The 26,752-nt window shown below is 64.2% G+C and carries 21 protein-coding genes; 15 read left to right on the top strand and 6 right to left on the bottom strand.

Features of this window, described 5'->3' with window-relative positions:
• Positions 1-7 precede the first annotated feature (7 nt).
• The 9 genes from VMS96_06225 to VMS96_06185 all read left to right on the top strand — a co-directional run bounded on the left by VMS96_06225 (position 8) and on the right by VMS96_06185 (position 10,880).
• Positions 8-1,606 (top strand): hypothetical protein, encoded by a 1,599-nt coding sequence (locus VMS96_06225; protein ID HVP43009.1) that lies wholly within the window; start codon positions 8-10, stop codon positions 1,604-1,606.
• Between the two features lie 69 nt (positions 1,607-1,675).
• Positions 1,676-2,554, top strand: coding sequence for an S-methyl-5'-thioadenosine phosphorylase (gene mtnP, locus VMS96_06220; GenBank protein ID HVP43008.1), 879 nt, complete (start codon positions 1,676-1,678; stop codon positions 2,552-2,554).
• On the top strand, positions 2,554-3,477 hold the full coding sequence (locus VMS96_06215) for a PfkB family carbohydrate kinase (GenBank protein ID HVP43007.1): 924 nt from the start codon (positions 2,554-2,556) through the stop codon (positions 3,475-3,477). The genes mtnP and VMS96_06215 overlap by 1 nt, the downstream gene beginning before the upstream one ends.
• Before the next feature lie 15 nt (positions 3,478-3,492).
• On the top strand, positions 3,493-5,121 hold the full coding sequence (locus VMS96_06210) for a hypothetical protein (GenBank protein ID HVP43006.1): 1,629 nt from the start codon (positions 3,493-3,495) through the stop codon (positions 5,119-5,121).
• 33 nt (positions 5,122-5,154) lie between these two features.
• Positions 5,155-5,937 (top strand): diaminopimelate epimerase, encoded by a 783-nt coding sequence (dapF, locus tag VMS96_06205; protein ID HVP43005.1) that lies wholly within the window; start codon positions 5,155-5,157, stop codon positions 5,935-5,937.
• A 25-nt stretch (positions 5,938-5,962) separates the two neighbouring features.
• A complete protein-coding gene (locus tag VMS96_06200; protein ID HVP43004.1) occupies positions 5,963-6,934 on the top strand; it encodes an LD-carboxypeptidase in 972 nt (323 codons plus the stop codon).
• On the top strand, positions 6,931-8,355 hold the full coding sequence (gene mpl, locus VMS96_06195; protein ID HVP43003.1) for a UDP-N-acetylmuramate:L-alanyl-gamma-D-glutamyl-meso-diaminopimelate ligase: 1,425 nt from the start codon (positions 6,931-6,933) through the stop codon (positions 8,353-8,355). The genes VMS96_06200 and mpl overlap by 4 nt, the downstream gene beginning before the upstream one ends.
• The gene (locus VMS96_06190) at positions 8,352-10,172 is read left to right on the top strand and encodes a PDZ domain-containing protein (protein ID HVP43002.1); all 1,821 of its coding nucleotides are present in this window, start codon (positions 8,352-8,354) and stop codon (positions 10,170-10,172) included. Before mpl ends, VMS96_06190 begins: the two co-directional genes overlap by 4 nt.
• Positions 10,173-10,880 (top strand): lysophospholipid acyltransferase family protein, encoded by a 708-nt coding sequence (locus tag VMS96_06185; GenBank protein HVP43001.1) that lies wholly within the window; start codon positions 10,173-10,175, stop codon positions 10,878-10,880. It begins immediately after the preceding gene.
• On the opposite strand, the gene VMS96_06180 is transcribed toward VMS96_06185, so the two are convergent.
• The 3 genes from VMS96_06180 to VMS96_06170 form a co-directional block, all read right to left on the bottom strand.
• The gene (locus tag VMS96_06180) at positions 10,877-11,668 is read right to left on the bottom strand and encodes a response regulator (protein ID HVP43000.1); all 792 of its coding nucleotides are present in this window, start codon (positions 11,666-11,668) and stop codon (positions 10,877-10,879) included. The genes VMS96_06185 and VMS96_06180 overlap by 4 nt on opposite strands.
• A 33-nt stretch (positions 11,669-11,701) precedes the next feature.
• Entirely contained in the window at positions 11,702-12,706 is a 1,005-nt protein-coding gene (gene lpxD / locus VMS96_06175; protein HVP42999.1) for a UDP-3-O-(3-hydroxymyristoyl)glucosamine N-acyltransferase, read from the bottom strand.
• A gap of 66 nt (positions 12,707-12,772) precedes the next feature.
• Entirely contained in the window at positions 12,773-13,252 is a 480-nt protein-coding gene (locus VMS96_06170; protein ID HVP42998.1) for a hypothetical protein, read from the bottom strand.
• Positions 13,253-13,473: 221 nt separating this feature from the next.
• Here VMS96_06170 and VMS96_06165 point away from each other — a divergent pair, with 221 nt between their 5' ends.
• The 5 genes from VMS96_06165 to VMS96_06145 all read left to right on the top strand — a co-directional run bounded on the left by VMS96_06165 (position 13,474) and on the right by VMS96_06145 (position 22,621).
• Positions 13,474-15,003, top strand: coding sequence for a hypothetical protein (locus VMS96_06165; protein HVP42997.1), 1,530 nt, complete (start codon positions 13,474-13,476; stop codon positions 15,001-15,003).
• A 104-nt stretch (positions 15,004-15,107) separates the two neighbouring features.
• The gene (dnaE, locus tag VMS96_06160) at positions 15,108-18,581 is read left to right on the top strand and encodes a DNA polymerase III subunit alpha (protein ID HVP42996.1); all 3,474 of its coding nucleotides are present in this window, start codon (positions 15,108-15,110) and stop codon (positions 18,579-18,581) included.
• Between the two features lie 53 nt (positions 18,582-18,634).
• The gene (locus tag VMS96_06155) at positions 18,635-19,618 is read left to right on the top strand and encodes an acetyl-CoA carboxylase carboxyltransferase subunit alpha (GenBank protein HVP42995.1); all 984 of its coding nucleotides are present in this window, start codon (positions 18,635-18,637) and stop codon (positions 19,616-19,618) included.
• Positions 19,619-19,736: 118 nt separating this feature from the next.
• A complete protein-coding gene (locus VMS96_06150) occupies positions 19,737-21,575 on the top strand; it encodes a 2-oxoacid:acceptor oxidoreductase subunit alpha (protein HVP42994.1) in 1,839 nt (612 codons plus the stop codon).
• The gene (locus tag VMS96_06145; protein HVP42993.1) at positions 21,575-22,621 is read left to right on the top strand and encodes a 2-oxoacid:ferredoxin oxidoreductase subunit beta; all 1,047 of its coding nucleotides are present in this window, start codon (positions 21,575-21,577) and stop codon (positions 22,619-22,621) included. The genes VMS96_06150 and VMS96_06145 overlap by 1 nt, the downstream gene beginning before the upstream one ends.
• 85 nt (positions 22,622-22,706) lie before the next feature.
• Here VMS96_06145 and VMS96_06140 read toward each other — a convergent pair whose 3' ends face one another.
• Complete coding sequence (locus VMS96_06140) at positions 22,707-23,966, bottom strand: ABC transporter permease (GenBank protein ID HVP42992.1); 1,260 nt, start codon at positions 23,964-23,966, stop codon at positions 22,707-22,709.
• Entirely contained in the window at positions 23,967-25,208 is a 1,242-nt protein-coding gene (locus VMS96_06135) for an ABC transporter permease (protein ID HVP42991.1), read from the bottom strand. It lies immediately after the preceding gene.
• A 101-nt stretch (positions 25,209-25,309) separates the two neighbouring features.
• On the opposite strand from VMS96_06135, the gene VMS96_06130 reads away from it, so the two are divergent.
• Positions 25,310-26,290 (top strand): glycosyltransferase family 2 protein, encoded by a 981-nt coding sequence (locus VMS96_06130; protein ID HVP42990.1) that lies wholly within the window; start codon positions 25,310-25,312, stop codon positions 26,288-26,290.
• A gap of 25 nt (positions 26,291-26,315) precedes the next feature.
• Here the strand turns inward: VMS96_06130 and VMS96_06125 are convergent, their stop codons facing one another.
• Positions 26,316-26,540, bottom strand: a complete 225-nt coding sequence (locus VMS96_06125) for a hypothetical protein (GenBank protein HVP42989.1) — start codon at positions 26,538-26,540, stop codon at positions 26,316-26,318.
• Positions 26,541-26,752 lie beyond the last annotated feature (212 nt).

Raw genomic sequence — 26,752 nt, 5'->3', positions numbered from 1 at the left:
AGCCCCTGTGTTAGAAATTATCATCCAGTTGGATGCCTTTCACAAACTCGTTCGCGGGCTGGTGCTCGGTATTGCAACAGTCCTGCTCGCGGTCGGTGCAGCGATCGCACAGCAACCCGCGCCCAAGCCCCAGGCGCCGGCCAAGCCTCCGCAGGCCACCAAACCCAAGGCGCAACCGGAACGGGAAATCACGCCCGAGGAAGCGCAACAACTCTTCCGCTCGGTGGACGAGATCCTGCGCTTCGCCAGCGAGGATTCGCGCCTGCCCATCCGCGCACCGGTGAAGCGCGAGCTGATGAGCCGCACGCAGTTCCACGATTATCTGATCACGAAGATGGACGAGGACCCTGACACTCAGCGCTTCCGGCGCACCGAGGCGGTGCTGCGCAAGTTAGGGCTGGTTCCGCGGGATTTCGACCTGCGCTCTTTCCTGGTGCGCATGCTGGAGGAGCAGGTCGAGGGTTTCTACGACCCCAAGACCAAGACCATGTATCTGCTGAACTGGGTCGAACCGGACCAGCAGCAACCGGTGCTGGCCCACGAACTCACCCATGCGCTGCAGGACCAGAACTTCGACCTGGAGAAATGGTCGGACGTCGTTCCGGACATGCGGGGCAGTAAGAATGCTTTGGGGAAGAGCGACCCCTACAAGCTCGAGCCCGATGAAGAACGGGCGGCGCGGCAATCGGTCTCGGAAGGGCAGGCCATGCTGGTGATGCTCGACTTCATCCTCGCGCCCAGCGGACGCTCGGTGGCCGACGCTCCCTTTATGGCGGAGATGTTCAAGCAACAGACCCTGGAGGAGACCCAGAGCTCGCCGGTGCTGCAATCCGCGCCCCTGTACATCCGGGAGTCACTCCTGTTCGCGTACACCTTCGGGATGGGCTTCGAGCAGAAATTGCTGGCCGTGGGCGGAGCGCAACTGGCGTTTGATGCGGCGCTGCGCGTACCTCCCCAAAACACGCGCCAGATCATGAATCCCGAGGCGTACCTGGATCGGGAGCAACTCCCGCCCATGCCCTTTCCGCGCATCGCAGCCGTGGTGGAGAAGAACTACCAGAGCTACGACGCGGGCGAGGTCGGGCAATTCGACGTATACGTCATCCTGAAGCAGTTCGGGGACCAGAAGCTGGCCGATGAGCTGTCAACGAAATGGCGCGGTGGCTTGTACTGGGTAGTGGTCCGTCCGAAACACAAGCTAGATACGTCGAGGCCGGTGCAGGCGGCAGACTTGGCGGTGTTCTACCTGTCGCGCTGGGCCAGCCACGAGGATGCTACCCGTTTCGCGCAGCTCTATAGCTCGTGGCTGAGCAAACGGTATACGCGGCTGGAGCGGGCGCCGACGGCACCCGCCAGCGGCAATTTCGCCCAGCGCGTGGCCGGGACCGACAAGTGGAACACGGAGGACGGCCCGGTTTTCGTCGAGCCCTGGGGACAGTCGGTGCTGGTGATGGAAAGCTTTGACGACCAGACCGCGGCCCGCATCCGGGAGATCGTCCTGGAGCGGCCTCCCGAAGCTGTGCCTGAGCCCAAGCGGGAACCATCGCCCAAGCCCTTGACGGTTCCACCGCTCCCGATCCACCCGGCGTTCCTCCCGTACCCCTGATTCGATCCGCCAAAGGTCGCCAGCCACCTCGTTTTGTATAATCGGCGATTCGCGTTCCAGGAGCGTAACTTGCGGCAAGCGGAGATCGGGATCATCGGCGGCAGCGGGCTCTACTCCATGCCCGGGCTGACCCAGACACAGGAGCTCAAGCTGGAGACGCCCTTCGGAGAACCCTCGGACGCCTATGTCGCGGGCATCCTGGAGGGGCGCAAGGTGGCGTTCTTGTCGCGGCACGGCCGCGGCCATCGGATCCTGCCCAGCGAACTGAATTTTCGCGCCAACATCCACGGGTTCAAGCAGCTGGGAGTGGAGCGGATCGTCTCCATGTCGGCGGTGGGCTCGCTCAAGCAGGAGCACGCGCCGCTGGAATTCGTGATTCCCGACCAGTTCATCGACCGCACCTTCCGTCGTGTCGCTACCTTTTTCGGGGACGGCATGGTGGCCCACGTGGCCTTCGCCGATCCGGTCTGCCACGAAGTCACAAAGGTGCTTGAGGCGGCGTGCCGCAACGCCGGCGTGGTCGGCAAACGCGGCGGCACCTACGTCTGCATGGAGGGTCCTCAGTTCTCCACCAAGGCGGAGTCCAACCTGTACCGCAGCTGGGGCGCGGACGTGATCGGCATGACCAATCTCCAGGAAGCCAAGCTGGCCCGCGAGGCCGAGATCTGCTATGCCACCGTGGCCATGGTGACGGATTACGATTGCTGGCACCCGGAGCATGATTCCGTCACCCTCGAACAGGTGATCTCCAATCTTGGGAAGAACGCGGAGCACGCCTGCTCGGTGGTGCGCGAGGCGGTGAAGGCGATGCCCAAGGAGCGGCGGTGCGCCTGCGGGTCGGCGCTGGCGAAAGCGCTCATCACCGACCGCAGCAAGATCCCGCCAAAGACCCTGGAACGGCTGAAGCTGATCGTCGGCAAGTACATCGGAAAGGAGGCCAAGGCGTAATGGCGCTGCTCGTGGTCGGCTCGCTGGCGTTCGACAGCATCAAGACGCCTCACGGAACCGCCGAACGCATCCTCGGCGGGTCGGCCACCTACTTTTCGCTGGCCGCCAGTTACTTCACCCAGGTGCGGGTGGTGGGCGTGGTCGGCGAGGACTTCACCGCCGAGCACGAAGCGGTGATGAAGAACCGGGGAGTGGATACCTCCGGCATCCAGCGCTCCAAGGGCAAGACGTTCTTCTGGTCGGGTGAGTACGGCGCGAACCTGAACGAGGCCAAGACCCATCGCACCGAGCTGAATGTGCTGGAGGATTTTCAACCCCAGATCCCGCCGACGTTTCTGGATTCCGAATTCCTGTTCCTGGCCAACATCGATCCGGTACTGCAATCGGAAGTGCGAAAGGCGATGGCCGGAGCCAGGTTCGTGGGCGGCGACACCATGAATTTCTGGATCGGCGGAAAGCCCCAGGAGCTGGCCGACACCCTGAAGCGCATCGACGTTCTCCTGATCAACGATGGCGAAGCCAAGATGCTGGCGCAGGAGCACTCGCTGCCGAAGGCTGCCCTGAAGATCCTGGCCAGAGGACCAAAGGCATTGGTCATCAAGCACGGAGAATACGGCGCCACCATCTTCTTCGGGCAGGGAGCCTTCGGCGTCGGGCGCCATCCGTTCCGCGCGCCGGCGCTGCCCATCGAGGAGGTGAAGGACCCGACGGGCGCGGGCGACTCCTTTGCCGGCGGCTTCATGGGCTACATCGCTTCCCAGGGTGAATTGAAACGCGAGGTGCTGAAGCGGGCGATGTTCTACGGCGGCGTGATGGGGTCGTTCGCCGTCGAATGTTTCGGGACCGAGCAGCTGCAACGCCTCAGCCGCAACGAGATCGAAGAGCGCTTCCAGATCTTCCGCGAGTTGACCCACCTGGACTAAGGAGCGCCGGGCGATTTGGCATGGAAAGCGCCCCAACCCGAAACCAGGCTCCTGGCTTCGCTGGCGACCGTCACCTCACTGCTCGCTTATCTCGCGTTCCAAGCCCGCGACCAGGTGCTGCTCTCCGGCGATGCGGTGGCGCACATCGGCATCGCGCGGCGCGTCGTCGATTCGCTTACGCCCGGACCTGCCCAATTCGGCACGGTCTGGCTGCCCCTGCAACACCTGCTCACTGTGCCCTTTGTAGCCAGCGACGCATTGTGGAGAAGCGGTGCAGCCGGCTCCCTCCCGTCGATGTTCGGGTACGTACTGGCGGTGGTCGGGGTGTTTCGGCTGGTGCGGAGTGTACTCGCCGAGACCGCCATTTCGGCGCACGCTTCCGCGGCCGGGTGGTTCGCGGCGCTGGTCCTGGGAGCGAATCCCAACCTGATCTACGTTCAGGCCACCGCGCTGAACGAGTCCCTCTATCTCGCCGAGTTCATCTGGGCGCTGGTGTTCCTCAGCGATTTCGCGCGCCGCCTGCGCCACGATGACGAGAACAAGGCAGTGGCCGCATTGCGGCGTTGCGCCATGGTGCTGGCGGCCGCCATCCTGACCCGCTACGACGGGTGGGCGCTCACCATCCTGTGCGGCATCGTCATGCTGGTGGTGCTAGGAAGGCGTCCGGGATGGGCGGAGCTGGCGCGTCCCGCGCACGCGAGCCTACGCCGGGCGACGATCTGCTTTGTTCTTCTCGGGGCGCTGACCCCGGCGCTGTGGATGGCCTACAACTACGGCCTCTTCCAGGATCCCCTGGAGTTCGCGCGGGGACCGTATTCGGCGAAAGCCATCCTGGAGCGCACCACGCCGGCGGGTGCTCCAAGGCATCCCGGGTATCACGACATGCGGGTGGCAGCCGTCTATTTCCTCAAATGCACGAAGCTGGATCTGGCTGGGGGACGCTGGGAACCGTGGCTCCTCCTGTTGGCGGCGGCCGGGACCGTGATTGCGATCGCGTTGGGACGCTGGATCTGGCTGTTGCTCTGGCTGCCACTGCCGTTCTACGCGTTCTCCATCGCCTACGAAGCAGTGCCCATCTTCCTGCCGGTATGGTGGCCGTTCTCGTACTACAACACGCGCTACGGCCTGCAATCGCTGCCGGCGGTCGCCACCTTCACCGCGGTGGCAATGGCCTACGCCCTCGCGCGAACTGATGGCCGCCGCTGGCAGGCCTTTGTGCCGCTGACATTTGGCACCGTCCTGGTGGGCAGCTACCTCACGGCCTGGGGAACGACCCCGATCACGCTGCGGGAAGCGATGGAAAACTCGCGCACCCGCATCGCCTACGAGAAGGCTCTGGCCCACCAGCTGGAAGAACTGCCTGCGACCGCCCGGCTGCTGATGTTCGTGGGCGACCATGTGGATGCTCTCCGGCGAGCGGGCGTGCCCCTGCGCCGAGTGGTCAATGAGAGCAACTATCCGCTGTGGCAGCAGGCCATGGAGGCGCCGGCGGGCTACGCCGATTACGTCATCGCCTCGGACGGCGGCCCGGTGGCCGAAGCGGTGGCTCGGCATCCCCAGGACCTCGAAATGCTGCTGGTCATCACCAGCACCGGACAACCGCGCACCACGATCTACGGGAGCCGGGCCGCTATCAAGCGCTAGGAGCCGCTGATACAATCCAGCCACCCGAAGCCAATGACGGCAGTCCCTTTCATCAAAGCCTCAGCCTGCGGCAACGATTTCATCCTCATCGAGGGGATCCACGCGCCCGCCGACCTGGCGGTCTTCACCCGGCGCATCTGCGACCGGCACCAGGGCGTGGGCGCCGACGGCGTGGAATGGCTCTTTCCCGACCGCAGCTCGGACGTCCATGCACGGCTGTTCAACGCCGACGGCTCGGAGGCGGAGATCTCGGGCAACGGCACCCGCTGTGTCGCCGCCTACTGGATCGCCGAGCATGGCGGAGCGCAGGTCACCGTCCGGACCGGAGCCGGTGTGAAGTCCTGCCAGCTGGTCGGACGCGAAGGGGAAGCATTCGAGTTCGAGACCGACATGGGCGAGCCGCAAGTCGGCGATGAGTTCTCCATCAAGCTGGCATTCGGCGAGGTGAGCGGCATCCCGGTCTCGATGGGGAACCCGCATTTCGTCGTCTTCCTGAAGGAGTTCGGCCCGGGATGGCAGGCCGAGGCGGCAGAGATGGGGAAACATCACGACTTCAAGTACGGAATTAACATCGAGCTGGTACGCATTGTGAACAAAGGCGCGATTGAGACCCGCTTTTTCGAGCGCGGAGTCGGCGAGACGCAGTCTTCAGGCACCGGGTCGTGCGCCTCCGCAGTGGCTTCTATCGCCAGCGGCAAGGCGGAATCCCCGGTGCAGGTCCGCGCCCCCGGGGGCGCGCAGAGCGTCCGCTGGGAGGGACGCGTGTTCTTGCGCGGGCCGGCGCGCCTCGTCTGCCGGGGAGAGTTTTTCGTTTAAGATGGGATTCCCGCGTGCGGGGAGAATGGCGGCCGAGCCCAATCCGCGTCTGAAGCCCGCAGCCTTGCAACCGGGCGACACCATCGGCGTGGTCGCCCCGGCCAGCCCCTTCAACCGCGAATCCTTCGAACGCAGCTGCGAGAACCTGCGCCGCCAGGGATACAAGGTCCTGGTCCCCGAGTCGGTGTTCGGGCGGGAAGCGCCCTACTTCGCAGGCACGGCCGAGCAACGCGCGCGCGACCTCCAGGAGATGTTCCGGAACCCCGAAGTGCGCGCCATCATCTGCGCCCGCGGCGGATACGGCAGCAATTATCTGCTCGGCCACATCGACCTCGAGGTGCTGCGCAGGGCGCCCAAGATCTTCATGGGTTACAGCGATGTAACCGCGCTGCTCACCTGGTTCCACGATGCCGCGGGACTGGTCACCTTCCATGGCCCGATGATGAACAAGGACTTCGCCAGCGACGACGGGGTACACGCGTCGTCCCTGATGGCCGCGTTGGGCGGTGCGTCGCAATGGAATCTGGGCAGCAACGCAGGACTCGAGGCGCTGGCGCCGGGGGAGACGGAGGGGAACCTGTACGGCGGCTGCCTATCCATCCTGGTGGCCTCGCTGGGTACGCCCTACGAGATCCACACCGCGGGCACCCTGCTGTTCCTGGAAGATGTCGCCGCCAAGCCCTACCAGATCGACCGCATGCTCATGCAATTGAAGCTGGCGGGAAAGTTCCACGGCGTCAGAGGCATCATCTTCGGGGAGATGCTCGACTGCCGCCAGTCCGAGGACCAAGCTTACAAACTCCAGGACGTGGTGAAGCGCGTGGTTGACGACCTGGGAGTGCCCGTCGCCTACGGATTGCGTTCTGGCCACGTCACCCATTCCAACGTGACCCTGCCGCTGGGCGTGCGCGCGGCGCTCCATGTGGGCGCGGAGGCCTCGCTTACCATCCTGGAAACCGCGACCGTGCCCGCCGCAGCCACGGCCAAGACCCGATGACGCCCAGACACATCCACCTGATCGGCATCTGCGGCACCGCCATGGCGTCGCTGGCCGGCATGCTGCAAGCGCGCGGATACCGGGTCACCGGCTCCGACCAGGCCGCGTATCCCCCAATGTCGGATTTTCTCGCGGGCCTGGGCATCAGCGTGGCGCAGCCCTTCGACGAAGCCCACCTGAAGCCGCACCCGGAACTCGTCGTCGTGGGCAACGCCATCTCGCGCGGCAATGTGGAGCTGGAGTACGCCCTCGACCAGCGCCTCCCCATGCTCTCCCTGCCCGACCTGCTCTATCAGGAGTTTCTGCGGATGCGCGAGCCCATCGTGGTCGCCGGCACCCACGGAAAGACGACCACCACCTCGATGCTGGCCTGGATCTTCCACTCGGCGGGACGTAAGCCGTCGTTCCTCATCGGCGGCATCGCCGAGAACTTCGGCTCGAGCTTCGGCCTGGGGGAGGGCGGGGAGTTCATCATCGAGGGCGACGAGTACGACTCCGCTTTCTTCGACAAAGGGCCCAAGTTCCTGCACTACATGCCGGGTTCCGCCATCCTGACCTCGGTGGAGTTCGACCACGCCGATATCTACAAGGACTTGGAGGCGGTGAAGACCGCGTTCAAGCGACTGGTGAACCTGGTGCCGCGGCGCGGGCGCCTGGTGGCCTGGGACGACAGCGCTACCGTGGACGAATGCGTGGCCCGGGCCTTCTGCCCGGTAGAGCGCTATGGTTTCAGCGAAGACGCGGCGTGGCGGGTCGTGGATCTGAAGTTTGAGCCGGCCAGAACCAGCTGGACTGTGCTGCACCGCAAGCGCCACTTTGCCAACCTCGAATTCGCGCTGGCTGGCGAGTACAACGTCTTGAACGCGACCGCCGCTGTCGCCATCGCGGCTGGGTACGGCATTCCCGCCGATGTGATCGCGCACGCCCTCAAGACCTTCCGGAGCGTGAAGCGGCGCCTCGAGGTGCGGGCGGAGATCAACGGCATCACCATCGTGGAGGATTTCGCGCATCACCCGACCGCCATCGCCCACACGCTGAAGGCACTGCGCACGCGGTACCCCGGCCGGGGGCTTTGGGCCATCTTCGAGCCGCGATCGAACACCCTGCGCCGCCGGGTATTCGAGGACGAACTCGTGGCGAGCCTGGCACTGGCCGACCAGGTGCGCGTGGCCAGCGTCTTCAAGGCCGACGCCATTCCCGAGCCCGAGCGCCTCTCGGTCGCGCGGGTGGTGGAGCGGGTGAGCGCGGCTGGCGTCCCGGCGCAGGAATCGAAGGATGCTGATGCCATTGTCGCCGACGTCGCCCCGCTGCTCCGCTCCGGCGATGTGGTGGCCATCCTCTCCAACGGCGGATTCGGCGGCATCTATGAGAAGCTCCCCCAGCGGTTGAGATCGCTACGGGAGGTCCCGGCACGGACTTGAAGCTATCTTCCAAGACACTCCTGCGTTCGATCCTGCTGGCGGCTCTGGCTGCGTCCGCCGCGGCGCAGTCACCCATCGATTACCACGTCTCCCTGGGAAGGATGAGCGAGCACCTGGTGCACGTGCGCATCCACGTGGCCGGGACTTCCTCCGAGCGCCAGGTGCAGCTTCCGGTCTGGAACGCGCTCTACCAGGTCCGCGACTTTGCCCAGTACGTGCGCCGGGTAACGGCGAGTGACGCCACCGGGCGCTCCCTGCCGGTCCGCAAGATCGACAAAACCACGTGGCGGATCTATCACGCGGAGAGCGGCGCGGAGATCGAATACGACATCCTGGCCGACCAGCCCGGCCCCTATGGCGCGCAGCTCAACACCGAGCACGGATTCTTCAATCTGGCCGAGTTGCTCATGTACCCGACGGACGCGCGCGACTCGCTCATGACGGTGACCTTCCACGATCTGCCCCCTGATTGGGACGTGGCCACCGTCTTGCCCTCGCTCAGTCCGGGCGAACCGGCCCGCATGGGACGCTTCTCCGCCCGCAACTACGACCACCTGGTGGACGCGCCGGTGGAGATGGGGAGATTCGCGCGGCTCGACTTCGAGGAGGGAGGCGCTCGCTACCACTTGGCCATCCATGCCGACCCTGCCGACTACGACGCGAATGCCGTGCGCGAGATGGTCCGCAAGACGGTCGCCAGCGAGGTCGCCTGGATGAACGACCAGCCGTTCGGCGATTTCCTGTTCATCTATCACTTTCCCCGGAACGGCGGAGGCGGAGGCATGGAGCACGCCTACTCGACCGCCATCGACGTGCCCGCCGACCGCTTGAAAGAAGACCCCCATGCCCTGCCGTCGGTCACCGCCCACGAGTTCTTCCACTTGTGGAACGTGAAGCGGATCCGGCCCCGGTCGCTGGAGCCCATCGACTACCTGCACGAAAACTTCACTACAGCGTTGTGGTTCAGCGAGGGCTTCACCAACACCGTCGCCGATTACATCCTGCTGCGCACCGGGACCTGGAGCGAGCAGCAGTTCTTGCTCGCGCTCTCGCGCGAGATCCACCGGCTGGAGAGCCGGCCGGCGGTGCGCATCCAGTCGGTCGAGGAGAGCTCCCTTGATGCCTGGTTTGACAAGTATCCGCAGTACCGCACCCCGCAACGCTCCATCGACTACTACAACAAGGGAGAGATCGTTGGCATCCTTCTCGACCTTGCCATGCGCGACGCCACCCAGGGGACCAAGTCGCTGCGCGACCTGTTCCAGTGGATGGACAAGAACTACTTCTACGAGGGGCGCTATTTCGACGATACCGCCGGGGTGCGCTGGGCGGTCGGGCAGGTCACGGGCACGGACTTTGACGGGTTCTTCGAGAACTACGTCGCGGGCGTGACCCCCATCCCCTACGACGATTTCTTCCGCAGCGTGGGGTTGCGGCTCGACCGCCGCAAGTCAGTATTTCCCGATGCAGGGTTCGTCTCCGCCCGGAACTTCGACCAGTCTCCCACCGTGTTTTCCGTCGCGCCGGGGAGCGATGCGGAGCGCGCGGGGCTTAACGCCGGCGACAGCATCGTCGAGATCAACGGAAAGCCGGTCAGCAGCGACCTCGAGACCGCGATCTCGGGGATGCGTCCCGGGGACACGCTGCGGCTGAAGGTCCGGGGGCGCCGGGGCGCGCGGGAGCTGAAGATCACGCTGGGAGCGCGCGAAGAGCAGGATTTTGCCATCGTCGAGATGGAGAACGTCACCGCGGCGCAACGCGCTCGCCGCGCCGCCTGGTTGCGCGGCGAATCGCAACCGGCGGCAGGAACCCGCTAAGTGTTCCGGCTTCTGCTGGCGATCGTGTTCTGGACGCTGCTCGTGCCGCTCGCCGCCCTCATCTGTTTTCCCTGGACCTTCCTCACCGGCAGCGCCGATTTCCTCTACCGCGTGGCCATGTGGCTGGCCTGGACCGGGGTGCGGCTCACCGGGGTGAACGTCGAGGTGCGTGGCCGGGAGCGCTTCGACCCGATGCTCACCTACATCTATATGTGCAACCACACCTCGAACCTGGACCCGCCTATCGTGGTGCCGGTTATTCCGCGGCGCACGTCGGTACTGGTGAAGAAGGAACTGTTCCGGGTCCCGGTGCTTGGACGGGCGATGCGTTTGGGGGACCTGGTGCCGGTGGACCGCGCCAATCGCGACGCGGCCATCGCCAGCGTCGAACGCGCCGGCGCCGTCATGAAGAAAGGCTTGAACATGATGGTCTTTCCCGAAGGGACGCGCTCCGTGGACGGCAAGCTTCTGCCCTTCAAGAAAGGGCCGTTCTACCTGGCGATGGAGACCGGCGTGCCCGTCATCCCGATGACCATCGTGGGCTCCCATGAGCTCTGGCCCAAGGGACGGTTCGGCGTCAGGAAGGGGACCGTGACCGTGGTTTTCCACGAACCGATGGATCCGAAGCAGTACAACGACCGGGAGGCGCTGATGGCTGCGGTGCGGGGGAAGATCGAAAGCGCGCTGCCCGAGCAATACAGAAGTTAGAACGACGGTTTCTTCTCGATGATGCGGGCGCTCAGCACCACGCCGTCGCGGTCGTCGTGCAGCTTGAGGGGGAAGACCAGCACGTTCCAGACGTAGCGCGGATTCTTCTTGGGCAGGTGGGGCAGGCCACGCAGGGAGCGATCGATGTAGGTCTCGCGGGTGTCGGCCACGTTGCGGATGATGTCGCGCCACTCCCCCTCGCTCTCGGGGAAACTCTCGAACAGGTTCTTGCCGGTGAACCAGTCGCGCTTCCTGTCAAAGAAGCGGGCGAAGTACTCGTTGACGTACTGCCAGTTGCCATCGCGGTCCAGGACCTCGAGCGCGATATCGTCGCCCATGGCCATGCTGATGCGCGAGTAATAGAACTCGCGGGCATCCACCACCACCGGCTTGCCGCGCTTCTTGGATTCGAAGGAGCGCAGGGCGGCGAGCATGTCGTCCACGGAACTGTGTCCCTTCAGCAGGTGCATATCGGCCAGGCCGCCGCCGAAGGCGCGATCGAGCGTGGCCGACAGGATGATGATCGGCACGTGTGGGCGCTTCTGGCGCAGCGAGGTGGCCACGTCGGTGCCGAACTTGCCCCGGCCCATGTGGTAATCGAGGACCGCGATGTCGATCGCGTCCAGCTGCTCCTGGGCTTCCTCGATGGAGGCCGCGGTCACCGCTTCGTAGCCTTGTTTGCGCAGGATGGTGGAGCGCAGCAGCAGGTTGTCCTCGCGGTCGTCGAGCAGCAGCACTCGGATGGGCTTTTTCTGTTCCTTGACCGGTTGTGATCGCTCTTCAGCCATTGGGGAGATTGGATGCAGCCGGGGCCGCTGGCATCACTCGTCGTCGGAACCCTTTCTCGCTCGAACCGCCTTGGCTAGTTCGGGCAGCCTGTTGAAAACGGCTACACAACGCAACCACTGCCGGTTCTCGATGGCGGGATAACCGCTGACCATCTTACCGGCCTCAACGTCGTTGGGGATCCCGCTCTGCGCCGTGGCGACGGCGCCGTCGCCGATCTTGCAGTGCCCGGCGACGCCCACTTGCCCGGCCAGGATCACGTGATTGCCGATCTCGGTCGAGCCCGCCAGCCCCACCTGGGCGCAAAGGAGCGAGTCCTCGCCGACTTCGCAGCCATGGCCCACCTGCACCAGGTTGTCGATCTTCGTGCCGCGCCCGACGCGCGTCTCGCCGATAGAGGCGCGGTCCACGCAGGCATTGGCCTGGACCTCGACCGCATCGCCTAGCACCGCGGGCCCGGATTGCACGATCTTGTGCCAGTGCTTCTGCAGGTCGGGTGCGAAACCGAAGCCGTCAGCTCCGACCACCGCACCGTTCTGCAGGATCACGCCATCCCCCAGCCGGCAATGCTCGCGCACCACCGCGTGGGCATGGGCGAAGAACTGATTGCCGATGCGCGCTCCCGGATAGACCACCACATGGGGGAGCAGCACGGCATCGTGGCCGATCTCGACATTCTCCATCACCACCGCGTAGGCGCCGATGTGGGGGTCGCGGCCGATCCTGGCGGATGGATGAACGACAGCGGTCGGATGCACCCCCGGGGCGTACTGCGGCGGCCGGTAGAAAAACTCGATGGCGCGGGCGAACGCCAGGTACGGCTCCTTGGTTCGCAGGGTCGCGGTCGCCAGAGCAGGGAAGGCCTCGTCCACGATCACTGCCGAGGCTTTCGTCGTCTTGGCCGCTGCCGCGTACTTGGGATTGGCTACGAACGTGAGTTGCCCGGCAGCGGCCTTTTCAATCCCCGCCACCCCGGTGATCTCGCAGTCAGCGCCGTCGAGGCGTGCATGCAGGGCGGATGCGATGTCAGATAATTTCATAAGCGCTTCACCGCGAATTACAAAGGCCAGATTGTAATTGACGGGTCGAGAGAAGCAGGCAAAAAGCTATTCCGTGAACATGGGCACTTGGCCTTCCGGAGTCGGTGCGGCCCGGCGGCGGCGTCCACCGATGCCGCCGATCACCGCCAGCACGGTGAGCTCGGCGAGGGCGGTGCGGGGCACGAAGATGCGCTGGGTGTTGGAACGCGTGTCCGGCGGAGTGACGAGGAAGCCATCGCTGGATAGCTGGGTAAGGTCGTTGGGCATCATGCCTTCCAGGGTCTCGTTGTCCCGGAACTTGAGCCGCACCCAGAGGCCTTCGGTACGGGGCCGGGTGGCGAAGGTCTTGCGCGCGAAGCTTTCGGTCTCGTCGAAGCCGCGAACGAAGTACACGCCCTTCACGTCCGCCAGGTCGATCAGGACCACCTTCCCGGCGGTGTTCAGCAGCTCCACCTTGCCGTCCACGATGAAGGCGGGCGCGACGTAGCCTTGGACGCTGTCGCGGTCCATCTTGCGCACGATCACCTTCTTGTGGGTGGACGGCATGCGGTACCAGATATTGTGGCTTGCGTCCCGATTGTCGCACTTTTTTGCTGGCGCCGCGCGGCCCGTCCGACCCCCAGTAGCCAAAAGGGCAACGGTATGTTAATGTGTGGGGTTTGCCGCGGCCTCCGTGGCGCGGCTAAGTGCCTTGTTCGGAACCACTTACAGACAGAACGGCAGGATCCGGCCGGATTTCCACAGGACCTCCGCCGGGCGTCGCCTGAATGGCTGATTACATTTACATGATGGAGACCCGGCTGACGCCGGACCAACAGCGGGCGGTGGCCCTGGTCTCCGACGTCGCCCGCGCCGATGAGATGAACGTTTATCTCACCGGCGGCGCGGTGCGCGACATGATCAGCGGGTTCCCCATCCGCGAGGTCGATCTCACCGTCCAGGGCAATCCGCTCAAGCTGCAGCGCGACCTGGAGAAGGCGGGAGCCATCGTTCAGTGGGTGGACGACGACACGCGCACTCTTTTCCTCCTGCTTCCCGGCAACGTGCGCGCCGAGGTTGGGATGGCGCGCAACGAGCGCTACGAAAAGCCCGGCCGCCCGCCCGAGATCTCCCAGGGCACCATCATCGACGATCTGCGGCGCCGCGATTTCACCATCAACGCCATGGCCCTCTCGCTCAACGAGGGTTCGCGCGGGTTGCTGCTCGATCCCGCCAATGGGGTGGCGGACATCGAGAACAAGGTCATCCGCATCCTGCACAACTACTCCTTCCTGGAAGAGCCATCGCGCCTGATCCGGGCTACGCGCTTCGCCACGCGCTTCCATTGGAACCTGGAGGAGCGTACCCAGGCCCGCTACGATGCCGCCAAGGAAGGCAACTACATCGAGCGCATCAACGACCGGCAGATCGGCTACGAGATCGAGCAGCTGGCCTACGAGGAAGACCCGCTGCACATCATGCGCGCGCTGGAGAAGGAAGAGTGGCTCAAGGTGCTGTATCCCCGCTGGACGGTGGCCAAGGTGGACGCGAGCGGCCTCGCCAGCCTGCTCAAGACCCGGGAACAGATGCAGTCGTTGGGCTATGGCGCCATCGATTCCGGCCCGGCGGTCATGTACATGCTCACCGGGAGGATGTCGGGCGCGGACGCCAGCGCCCTCCAGAAGCTGATCTCCAACCGGGCCTTCGTGCAAAGCTGGAAGCGGCTGGAGGACGAGGCCAAGGACCTGGCCAAGCGCCTGACGAGCAAAGAGGCGGCCACGCCGTCCCTGGCCTGGAAGCTGCTGTCCGCCGGCAAGGCGGAGACCATCCTGTTCCTGGAAACCACGTCGCGAAACCAGAGCGTCTCCCAGAAGATCAAGAATTTCCTGACCAAGTGGCGGCAGGTCAAAGACAAGATCCCGCTGCCGGAGATGGCGGAGCTGCACATCACTCCGGAGGTGCCGCGCTACCAGGAGCTGACCGAGCAGATCTTCTTCCTGCTGCTCGATGGCAAGCTGCGCTCCCGGACCGAGACCCTGAAATTCCTGAAGCCGTACGCTCCGCCACCGCCCGCACCTCCGCCTCCCCCGCCCAGCAAACGGGGCCGGGGAGCGAAAGCCGCGGAAGCAGCAGCGCCTGCAGCCTCAGGCAAGAAAGCCCCCAAGGCTGCGGCAGGAAGTGCCGCAGCGGCAGCCGCCCCCGCTCCGGCCGCCGTCAAGAAGCACCCTGCTGGGCCGCCCAATAAGCCGGCCAAGCCGGCGCGAGCCCACGCTCCCACGAAGTCCAAGCCGGCCAAGAAGAGCAAGAAGAAACGCTGAGCGGGCATTCTGGTTGCAACCTGCCTGCGATAGAATCACAGTAACGATCCAGCCAACGGCGTCCCTGGCGTCAGCCCACCGCGATCAGGACCAGAGCAGGCCAAATGTCGCGATTCGTACATCTTCACCTCCATACCGACTATTCGCTGCTCGACGGCGCCTGCGATGTCGAGAAGCTGGCGGAGTCCGCCAAGAAACTCGGCATGCCAGCCGTGGCCATGACCGACCACGGCAACATCTTCGGCGCCCTGCATTTCGTCAACGCTTGCAAGAAGCAGGACATCAAGCCCATCCTCGGCTGCGAGCTCTACATCTGCAAGAAGGACGACCACAACATCGAGCGCACCCCGCCGGAAGGGGATTCCTACAACCATCTGGTCGTATTGGCGGAGAACGACGAGGGCTACCGCAACCTGGTGCGCATCACCAGCGAGGCCTCCTTGCATGGCTTCTACTACAAGCCGAGGATCTCCAAGCGGTTCCTCGCCGAGCACGCGCAGGGGCTCATCGCATTGTCAGGATGCCTGAAGGGAGAGGTCGCCGAGAACCTGCTGGAAGGGAAGCACGCCGAGGCGCGCGCCGCCGCCGGGCAGTTCCGCGAGATATTCGGGGAGAAGAATTTCTTCATCGAGGTGCAGGACCAGGGGCTGGAGCAGGAACGCAAGATCATGCCCGGGCTCCGGCGCATCGCGCAGGAACTGGGAGCGCCGCTGGTCGCTACCAATGACTCCCATTATCTGTGCGAAGACGACGCCTACGCCCAGGACGTCATGGTCTGCATCCAGACCGGCAAGTCGATCCGCGATACCAACCGCATGAAGTTCCAGACCAACCAGTTCTACCTCAAGAGCGGCGAGGAGATGGCACAGGTCTTCAAGGATTCTCCCGAGGTGCTCGCGCGCAGCGAGGAGATCGCCGAGCGCTGCACGGTGAAGCTGGGCAAAGTGAAGTCGCCCTTCCCCCACTTTGAGGTCCCGGCTGGCTACGACCTCGACAGTTATTTCGAGCACATCACGCGGCAGGGGTTCGCCCGCCGGATGGAGGCGCTGCGGCCACTAGCGGCGGCGGGGCGGCTGAAGCGCAGCCTTTCCGATTACGAGCAGCGCCTGGCCTGGGAGATCGGCATCATCCGCCAGATGCGCTTTTCCGGCTACTTCCTGATCGTCTGGGACTTCATCCGCTACGCCCGCGAGCACAGCATCCCGGTCGGCCCGGGACGCGGCTCCGCGGCCGGCTCACTGGTTTCCTACTCGCTGCAGATCACCGACCTGGATCCGCTGCAACACGAGCTGCTGTTCGAGCGCTTCCTCAACCCCGAGCGGGTCTCGATGCCCGACATCGACATCGATTTCTGCATGAACCGTCGCGGCGAGGTCATCGATTACGTCACCCGCAAGTACGGACGGGAGCAGGTGGCGCAGATCATCACCTTCGGGACCATGCAGGCCAAGGCGGCTATCAAGGACGTCGGGCGAGCCATGGACATGCCCTACAACGACGTGGACCGCATCGCCAAGATGGTCCCGCACACCCTGAACATCAAGCTCGACGACGCCATCAAGGAATCGCCGCAGTTGCAACAGGCGTACGAGAACGAGTCCCAGATCCGGGAACTGCTCGACACCGCGCGCAAGCTCGAAGGACTGGTACGCAATGCCGGGGTGCACGCCGCTGGGGTCGTGATCGCTCCCCAGCCGCTCATCGAGCTGGTGCCGCTGCACAAGACCAAGAACGACGAGATCGTCACCGCCTTCGACATGAGCGCCATCGAGAAGATGGGCCTGCTCAAGATGGACTTCCTGGGGCTCACCACCCTGACCATCGTGGACGACACTCTGAAGCTCATCGTCCAGCGGGGCGGCAGCCTCGACCTCAGCCAGGTCCCTCTCGATGACGAGAAGACCTACAAGACCGTTTTCCACAGCGGACTGACGTCAGGCGTGTTCCAGTTCGAATCGCACGGCATGCGCGATGTGCTTCGCCGTTACCAGCCCAACAGCGTCGAGGACCTGACCGCCTTGAACGCGCTCTACCGCCCCGGGCCCATCCAGGGCGGCATGATCGACGACTTTATCGACCGCAAGTGGGGCCGCAAGAAGGTCGAATACGAGCTGCCGGAATTGCAGCAGATCCTGCAGGAGACGCTGGGCGTCATCGTGTACCAGGAACAGGTCATGCAGATCGCCAACCGCCTGGCAGGGTACTCCCTGGGCGAGGCCGACCTGCTGCGCCGCGCCATGGGTAAAAAGAAGCCGGAAGAGATGGCGGCACAGCGGGAACGGTTCCTGCGCGGAGCGCTGGAGCGTGGCTTCCCTGAAAAGAAGGTGGTCAAGATCTTCGACCTGATGGAGCAGTTTGCCGGCTACGGCTTCAACAAGTCGCATTCCGCTGCCTACGCCCTGCTGGCCTATCACACGGCATATCTCAAGACCCACTATCCGGTGGAGTTCATGGCCGCCCTGCTGACCTCGCAAGTGGGCTCAACCGACAACGTGGTCAAGTACATCAACGAGTGCCGCGAGATGGGCATTCCCGTCGAGCCGCCGGACGTGAACGTCTCCGACGCCAACTTCACGCCCCACGGCAACGCCATCCGCTTCGGGCTGGCGGCGGTGAAGAACGTCGGCCACAACGCCATCGACTCCATCTTGAAAGCGCGGGGAGAGCGCTTCCAGTCCATCTTTCAGTTCTGCGAGACGGTGGACCTGCGGCTGCTCAACAAGCGCGTGCTGGAGTCGCTCATCAAGGCGGGCGCGATGGATTCCCTGGGCCGGCGCTCGCAGCTCATGGCGGTGCTGGACAAGGCCATCGAGCGCGCCCAGAAATCGCAACGCGACGCCGAATCCGGCCAGCACGGGTTGTTCATCTCCTTCAGCGACGAGGCCGCGGCCCCGGCGGCCAACGACCAGCTGCCCGACGTCCCCGAGTGGGACGAGCATCAGCGCCTGGCCGCCGAGAAGGAGATCCTCGGCTTCTTCATCACCGGCCATCCGCTGGAGAAATACCGCGACAAGTTGCTGGACTTCAGCGCCCTCGATACCGAAGGCATCTGCGCCCTCAAGTCCTCCACAGGCAAGGACGAGGTCCATACCGCGGGCATCATCACCAACCTGCGCGTGCTCAAGTCCAAGAAGGGCGACTTCTACGCCCAGGGCACGCTGGAAGATATGGCGGGCTCGGTGGACTTGTTGGTCTTTCCGGAGGCGTTTCGCCGCCTGGGGGAGAAGGTGAAGCTGGAAGTGCCGGTACTCATTCGCGGCGGGGTACGGGTGGAGGAGAACGCCGGCCCTAAGGTCACGGTCAGCGAGATCACACCACTGGAGCAGGCCCAGCCCAGGCTGCCTCGGGCGTTGCGCATCCGGGTGCCGCTCGAAACGGCCACCGGCGCCACGGTGGACGCGTTGCATTCGATCTGCGTGGAGCGCAAGGGCGAGGCCAAGGTGTTGTTCGACGTGGAACGCCCCGGCGACTTTATGGTGGTCATGGAAGCCGAGGGCTATAATGTGCAACCGGACCGGGCCTTCATCAGCCGGGTCGAGGAATTGTGCGGGCGTGGCAGCGTCCGCATCATCGACTGAGTCCCGCTGTTTTCCGGCGCAAGGCGCGCCTCTTCAAAGGAAAGGACGGGGTCGTGGAAGCATCGGCTGCCGCAACGCACATGGATCCAGCCTCCAAAGCCCAGCGCGAACTGCAGAACATCGAGCGCGAGATCGAGCGCCTGGAGGCCGCCGCCGGCGACAACCAGGATGCCCAGCGACAACTCCACCGCCTGCACGACCAGGTGGAGGCTCTTCGCCATCAGCTCTATGCTCACCTGACCGCTTTCCAGAAGACGGAAATGGCGCGCCATCCGCAACGTCCTTATACCCTCGATTATGCCGAGCGCGTCTTCCGCGATTGGACGGAGCTGCACGGGGACCGCGGTTTCAGCGATGACCCCGCCATCGTGTGCGGCTTCGCCCGCTTCCATGGCGACGAGGTCATGATCATCGGCCACCAGAAGGCCCGCGACACCAAGCAGAAGGTCTATCGCAACTTCGGAATGCCCAACCCTGAGGGCTATCGCAAGGCCCTGCGCTTCATGAAGCTGGCGGAGAAATTCGGCCGGCCGATCTTCACCTTGGTGGACACGCCCGGCGCCTACCCGGGCATGGGCGCGGAAGAACGCGGGCAGGCCGAAGCCATCGCCAGGAATCTGCGCGAGATGGCGCGCCTGCGGGTGCCGATCATCACCACGGTCACGGGAGAGGGTGGCTCGGGCGGAGCGCTAGCCATCGCGGTCGCCGATCGCGTCTTGATGATGGAAAACACCATCTACTCGGTCATCTCGCCCGAGGGCTGCGCCTCCATCATGTGGCGCGACTCCGGCAAGAAAGAGGCGGCCGCCCAGGCGCTGAAGATCACACCCAAGGAACTGCAGGAGCTGGGCTGCATCGACGACATCGTGCCCGAGCCCGAGGGCGGGGCCCATACCGACCATGAGGCGGCCGCCGCCCTGCTCGATGCCGCCCTGCAACAGCATTACGCCGCTCTGAAAGGGAAGAGCGGTGACGATCTGGTCGCCTCGCGCTACGAGAAGTTCCGTCACATGGCCCAATTCTTCTCCCTGGTGTAAGCGTAGCAGCCGGGTCCGCGCCGTCCCCAAGCGCGCCTCGGTGAGGTACAATAAATTTTTCGGGTGACTCCAACCTCATTTTCATAGGCTGTGGGGAACAGGAAAGGAACTCTCACGTATGGCCTCCAGTGATATCGCTGTCCGGGAAGCTCCGCGCGGGCCCGAGCGGGACCGGGTCAAGAACGATGTGAGCATCCAGGTCGCGACCGTCAACGGTTCGGGATCGCAGTCGTCGAACTCGGTGCTTTTGCGCAGCATCTTCCAGATGGGCATTCCGATCTCGGGCAAGAACCTGTTCCCTTCGAACATCGCCGGGCTTCCGACCTGGTACACCATCCGGGCCAACAAGGACGGGTACATCGGCCGCAAGAAGGAGATCGACATCCTGGTGGCCATGAACGCCGAGACCGCGGTCGAGGACGTGAAGTCGCTCTCGCCCGGCGCGGCCGTGGTTTATGACGAGCCGCTCAACCTGGCCAGCCTGCGCCAGGACCTGACTTTCTACTCCGTGCCTTACGACAAGCTGGTGGCGCCGGTCTGTCCCGAGCCCAAGCTGCGCAAGCTGGTCAAGAACATGATCTACGTCGGGGTGGTGGCCTGGCTGCTCGACATTGAGATGGCCGAGGTCGAGAAGGCCATCCGCAAGCAGTTCGCCAGCAAGGTCAAGGCCGCCAACCTGAACCTGGCTGCGGCCCAGGCCGGCTTCGATTACGCGAAATCGTCGCTCACCAAGGCCGACCCCTTTCACCTGGCGCGCATGGACAAGACCGCGGGCAAGATCATCATTGATGGCAATTCGGCGGCGGCGATGGGGGCCATGTTCGGCGGGGCCACGGTGGTTGCCTGGTATCCGATCACCCCGTCCTCCTCGCTGGCCGAGTCGTTGATCGATTACATGCGCGAGTACCGCATCGGCCCCGACGGAAAAGCCACCTTCGCCGTCGTGCAAGCGGAAGACGAGTTGGCCGCGATCGGCATGGTGATTGGCGCCGGCTGGGCGGGGGCCCGCGCCATGACTGCGACCTCCGGCCCGGGCATCTCGCTCATGGCAGAGTTCGTCGGCCTGGCGTACTACGTCGAGGTGCCGGCGGTCATTTGGGACATTCAGCGGGTCGGCCCCTCCACCGGCCTGCCGACGCGCACCTCCCAAGGAGACTTGCTCTCCACCGCGGTGCTCTCCCACGGCGACACCAAGCACCTGATGCTACTGCCGGCTTCGGTCAGCGAGTGCTTCGATTTTGGGATCGAGGCCTTCGAGCTGGCGGAGCAGTTCCAGACGCCGGTCTTCGTCATGTCGGACCTTGACCTGGGCATGAACAACTGGATGAGCGACCCCTTCCAGTACCCCACCAAGCCGATCAAGCGGGGCAAGGTGCTTTCCAGGGAGGAGCTGGAGCGCATGGGCAGCTTCGCCCGCTACCGGGACGTGGATGGCGACGGCGTTGGCTACCGCACGCTCCCCGGCACCGAGCACCCCTCAGCCGCCTACTTCACCCGCGGCAGCGGCCATAACGAGAAGGCGCAGTACTCCGAGCGTCCCGACGACTTCGAGAAGAACATGGAACGCCTGGCGCGCAAGTTCGAGACCGCGCGCTCCTTCGTGCCTAAGCCGGAGATCCTGGGCGACGGCAAGGCGAAGATCGGGATCATCGCCTACGGCACCTCGCACTGGGGCCTGGTGGAAGCCCGCGATCAGATGCGCAACGAGTACAACCTGGAGACCGACTACCTCCGCCTCCGCGCCTATCCGTTCACCAAGGAAGTGGTGGACTTCATCGACCAGCACGAGCGCGTGTACGTGGTGGAGCAGAACCGGGACCGCCAGATGTTCGACCTGCTCCGTCTCGACCTGACCCCGGAGCGCATCACCAAGCTGCGCAGCATCGCCCATATCCACGGATTGCCGCTCGATGCGCGCTCCGTGACCGACGAACTGATCTCCATGGAGGGGAAGTAATGGCGAGCACACCGACCGCCACACCGGAGCCGAAGGCCAACCGCATCGGCCTGAACGTCATCGATTATCGCGGAGGCAAGACCACGCTGTGCGCCGGATGCGGACATAACGCCATCTCGGAGCGCATCGTGGACGCCATGTTCGAGATGGGCGTCATGCCGGAGCGCGTCATCAAGATGTCGGGCATCGGCTGTTCTTCGAAGAGCCCGGCATATTTTATGAGCCGGTCGCACAGCTTCAATTCGGTGCATGGGCGCATGCCCTCGGTCACCACCGGCGCCGTGCTGGCCAACCAGCACCTGATGGCGCTGGGTGTCTCCGGCGACGGCGACAGCGCCTCCATCGGCATCGGCCAGTTCGTGCACCTGATGCGCCGCAATCTCCCCATGATCTACATCATCGAGGACAACGGGGTGTACGGCCTGACCAAGGGACAGTTCTCGGCCACCGCCGACCTCGGTTCCAAGCTGAAGACGGGAGTCATCAACGACCTGCCGCCGATCGATACCTGCGCCCTGGCTATCCAACTTGGGGCGTCGTTCGTGGGCCGCTCCTTCTCCGGCGACAAGAGGCAGCTCTTCGCCATGCTCAAGGCCGCGATCGCCCATAAGGGAACGGTGATGCTCGACGTGATCTCGCCCTGCGTGACCTTCAACGATCACGAGGGCTCGACCAAGAGCTACAAGTTCATGAAAGACCACGACGAGCCGCTGCACGACATCACCTTCGTGCCCGCCTTCGAAGAGATCGACGTGGAGTACGACCCGGGTACGACGGTGGACGTCACCATGCACGACGGCTCGCACCTTCGGCTGCGCAAGATCAACGAGGACCACGATCCCACCGACAAACTCAAGGCGCTCGGCCTGCTGGCCGAGGCGCATGAGAAGGGCGAGGTCCTGACCGGCGTGTTCTACATCGATCCGAAGAAACCGACCTTCATCGACCTGCTCAACATGACCGACAAGCCGCTGGCCACGCTGCCGGAGTCCGTCGTCCGCCCGCCCAAGAGCGTGCTGGACGAGATCATGGCGGACCTGAAGTAGCTAGTAGCTGTCCGCTAGGAACAAGAAACGGCACCCGTCGAGGGTGCCGTTGGTTTCTTGCTGGCTACTAACTACCAGCTACCAGCTACTCGTATCTCAGCGCATCCACCGGATCCAGGCGTGCGGCGCGCATGGCTGGGTAGATGCCGAAGAATAAGCCGACGGTCATCGAAGTGACTACACCCAGGACCACGGCCCATACGGGGACCTCCATGGGCAGGCCGGGCAGGAAGGTATTCACCAGCCAGGTGATGGCGATCACCAGCAGAACGGCGATCACTCCGCCCAGGCCGGTCAAGGTGATGGCCTCGATAAGGAACTGCCCGATCACATCGGACCTTCGTGCGCCGATGGCTTTGCGCACCCCGATCTCCCGCGTCCGTTCGGTCACCGACATCAGCATGATATTCATCACGCCCACGCCGCCGATCAGCAGCCCGATGGAGCTGATCACGACCACCAGCAGGGCGACGGCGCCCACGATCTGGTGGAACTGCTGGGCGATCTGCTCCGCGCTGGAGATGCCGAAGTTGTCGGGCTTATCGAAGGGGACGCGGCGCCGGCGGCGCAGCACCTCGCGCACCTGGTCCTCGGCGGTCGCTTTCGTACCCGCGTATGCCTCCACGCCGATCATGACCTCGTCATTCAGCGGGTGATGCTTCAGGTAGGTGTAGATGGGCACGGTCGCGACCTTGTCCGCCGACTGGTCTTTGAAGAAGTTGCCCTTGCGCTTGTCCGCGACGCCGATCACGGTGTAGGGGACGTTGTCCACCAGGATCGTCTTGCCCAACGGGTCGGTGTTGCCGAAGAAGGCATCCGCCAGATCGTAGCCGATCACCACCACATCCGCGCGGTGGAGGTTCTCCGCATCGTTGAAGAACCGGCCCTTGGCCATGGTGACGTGGTACACCTGCTCGTAGGTTGGCAAAGCGCCCGAGTGATCGATGCTGAAGACCTCGTGGCCCTGGTAGCGCGCCGTCGGTGCATTGCGCGGTCCTCCGAAATTGAAACGGGGGTAGGCTTCGGCCACCACGCTCTTCACGGAGGAGCACTCGTCCTGGATGGCGAATGCATCCTCCAAGGTAAGCGACTTGCGCATGCGCTCTTCGGTGGACAGCCGGCCGAAATGGATACCCGGCTCGAACTTGAAGACGAACAGGGTGTCGGCCCCGTACTGCTCCAGGAAGCCGCGCATGTCGCGGTCCAACCCGACCAGGATTGACGACACTCCCACCAGAGTGGTGATGCCGATGACTACGCCCAGCACGGTCAGGGCAGAGCGCACCTTGTGCTCGCGCACCGTGGTGAGCGCCAGCTTCGCGTTTTCACGGATCTGGATCGCCACTTAAGTCTCGTATCTCAGGGCTTCGATGGGATCGAGCCGCGCCGCCTTGCGCGCCGGATAGAGCCCAAAGAACACACCCACCGCAGTGGACACCGTCAGCGCCAGCACGATGGCGGAGAGCGGCATGGCCATCGGCAGGGGAGAGGCCCGGTTGCCGACCACGGTGATGATCCATGCCAGGGCTACGCCCATCATCCCACCCACCGCGGACATCACGCAGGTCTCCACCAGGAATTGCATCAGGATGTCGCGCCGGGTGGCGCCCAAGGACTTGCGCACCCCGATCTCGCGGGTCCGCTCGGTCACGCTGGCCAGCATCACGTTCATGATCACCACCCCGCCGATCACCAGGAACACACTCACGATGCCGACCGCACTGGCGGCGATGGCGGCGAAGATCTGGTTCCACAGGTCCATCAGTGACTGTGACGCCAGGATACCAAAGGTATCCTCGTCGCCGGGCCGCAGGTGGCGGCGCGCCCGCATCAGGGTGCGCGCTTCCTCCTGGCTCCGCGCCATCCACTCCGGGCCCGGCGCCTGCACGTTGATGGACCACCCTCGCTGCTGGTGCCCGTAGATCCTCATGTAGGTCCCGATGGGGATGTAGGCGAAGTTGTCCTGCGACTGGCCAAGCGCCGTCCCCATCGGCTTGGCCACTCCCACGATCTGGAACTCACGGCCGTCCAGTTGGATGCTCTTCCCCATGGGGTCTATGCCCGGGAAGAGCTTGTTCACCACGTCTTGCCCGATCATGGTCACGTTAGTGCGGTGTTTGTCATCTTGGTCGGTGATGTAACGGCCGGTCGCGACCTCCTCCACGTCCATGTCGCCTATATTGGCGGTGACGCCGCGGATATTCACGTCGGACATGTTTTGCCCGCCATAACGGGCGGCGCCGAAAGTGCGGACCTCCAGCCCCACCGCCTGGGCCAGTTTCATATTGTCGCGGAGGTACTCAAAATCCTCGTAACTGATCTGGCGGTTCTTGCGCATCGCCTTGATGAACTCAGCCTGGTCGGTGATCAGCGGGAACTGGTTCACCAGGAAAACGTTGGCCCCCATGTTGGCGATGCGGTCGGCGATGTACATATTCATGCCCCGCACCAGCGACACCACCACGATCAGGGTGGCCACCGACAGGATGATGCCCAGCAGGGTCAGGAACGAGCGCATCTTATGGGCGCGCATCGTCTCCAGGGCGACTACGGCGGGTTCTCGCAGGGCCAGACGCCGGTGCTTCATGCGGGTCCTTAGGAAGGTACGCATCGCCCACTCCGCTGGTTCCATTGTACGGGAGGGGGCCGCGGACCTGGTGGTTAGACGTTGTATAATCCGGTTTGGTTATGCCCAAGATCACCGTCGTGGTGCCCTTCCTCAACGAGGAAGAGAACATCACTGAACTCTACGACCGGCTGAAGGCCTCCCTGGAGGCCCTGGGTGAGCCCTTCGAATTCATCTTCGTGGACGACGGCTCGGCCGACGGCACCTTCCCCCTGCTGGAGGAGATCGCCACCATCGACAGCCGGGTGACGGTGGTCAAGCTGCGCCGCAATTTCGGGCAGACGGCGGCCCTGGCGGCCGGCTTCGAGCGGGCTACCGGCGACTACGTGGTCGCCATGGACGGCGACCTGCAACACGACCCCGCCGACATTCCCCGCTTTATCGCCCGCCTGGAAGACGGCTACGACGTGGTGTGCAGCTGGCGGCAGCGCCGCAGCGACAGCATCTGGTTCCGCCGCATTCCTTCCAAGATCGCGAACATCCTGCTGGCGTGGCTCAGCGGGGTGAAGATCCACGACTTCGCCGGCGGCTTCAAGGCCTACCGAAGGGAACTGATCAACCAGATCCCGTTGTACGGGGAGATGCAGGGTTTCATCCCGCTGCTGGTGGCGGCCTATGGCGCCCGCATCTGCGAGGTCCCGGTATTGGCCGGCAAGCGGGCCCATGGCAAGTCGCGCCACGGCATCACCCGGACCATCGCCGCCTTCTTCGACTTGATTGCCATCTGCTTCCTGCACCGCTACGTGGTGCGCCCGCTGCACTTCTTCGGCACCTGGGGATTCATGAGCATCTTTGCCGGCGCGGTGATCGGCCTGTGGCTGTTCATCCAGAAGCTGGCCTTCGGCACCGAGATCATGACCCAGCACGCCCCGCTGTGGATCTTCTGCGCCGTGCTGGTGGTCTTCGGGGGCGAGATGCTGGCCATCGGCCTGCTGGGCGAGATGCAGGTGCGCCACTACCACGAGCCGCCGGCCCGCCCGCCCTACACCATCGAGAAGGTCCTGCGCACCGAAGAGAGCGAGCAGCCCAGCCTGCCCGATTAACTGACTCCCGACTCCTGACTACTGACTACTTCAGATCCAGGTGGATGGATTCGTCCTTCGGCTCCTTGATGGGCCTTTTCTTGTGCCAGAGATAGAGTCCGGCCGCGACCACCGCGCCCAACGGAAGACTGATCAGCAGGATGACGCGGAAGACCGGCACTGCCATAGCGAGGGCCACGACCGCCGCCATGGTAACGAGCAGGGCAGTGGTGCTTCTCAATCCCCATTTTGCGGCCGGGACGTCCGCCATGGCCTTCGTACCCTCCCTGGTTCAGATGCTTGGCTCACTGTAAATCGTCCGCCGACGGCCTTATAATGCAGGGTTCCTTCCCCCGGTGTCGGTGACGCCGGGAAGCTGCTCATTCTGCATTCATACGAGGTCATTCCATGAGAGCTACACAGACCGAACTGCGCCTGGCACGCCGCATGTCCCGCCTCGGCACCGAGACGGCATTCGAGGTG

Source organism: Terriglobales bacterium (assembly GCA_035543055.1).
GTDB lineage: Bacteria > Acidobacteriota > Terriglobia > Terriglobales > Acidobacteriaceae > JAIQFD01.
Note: the sequence above shows the minus strand (reverse complement) of the source record. Positions and strands in the feature narration are given on the sequence as shown.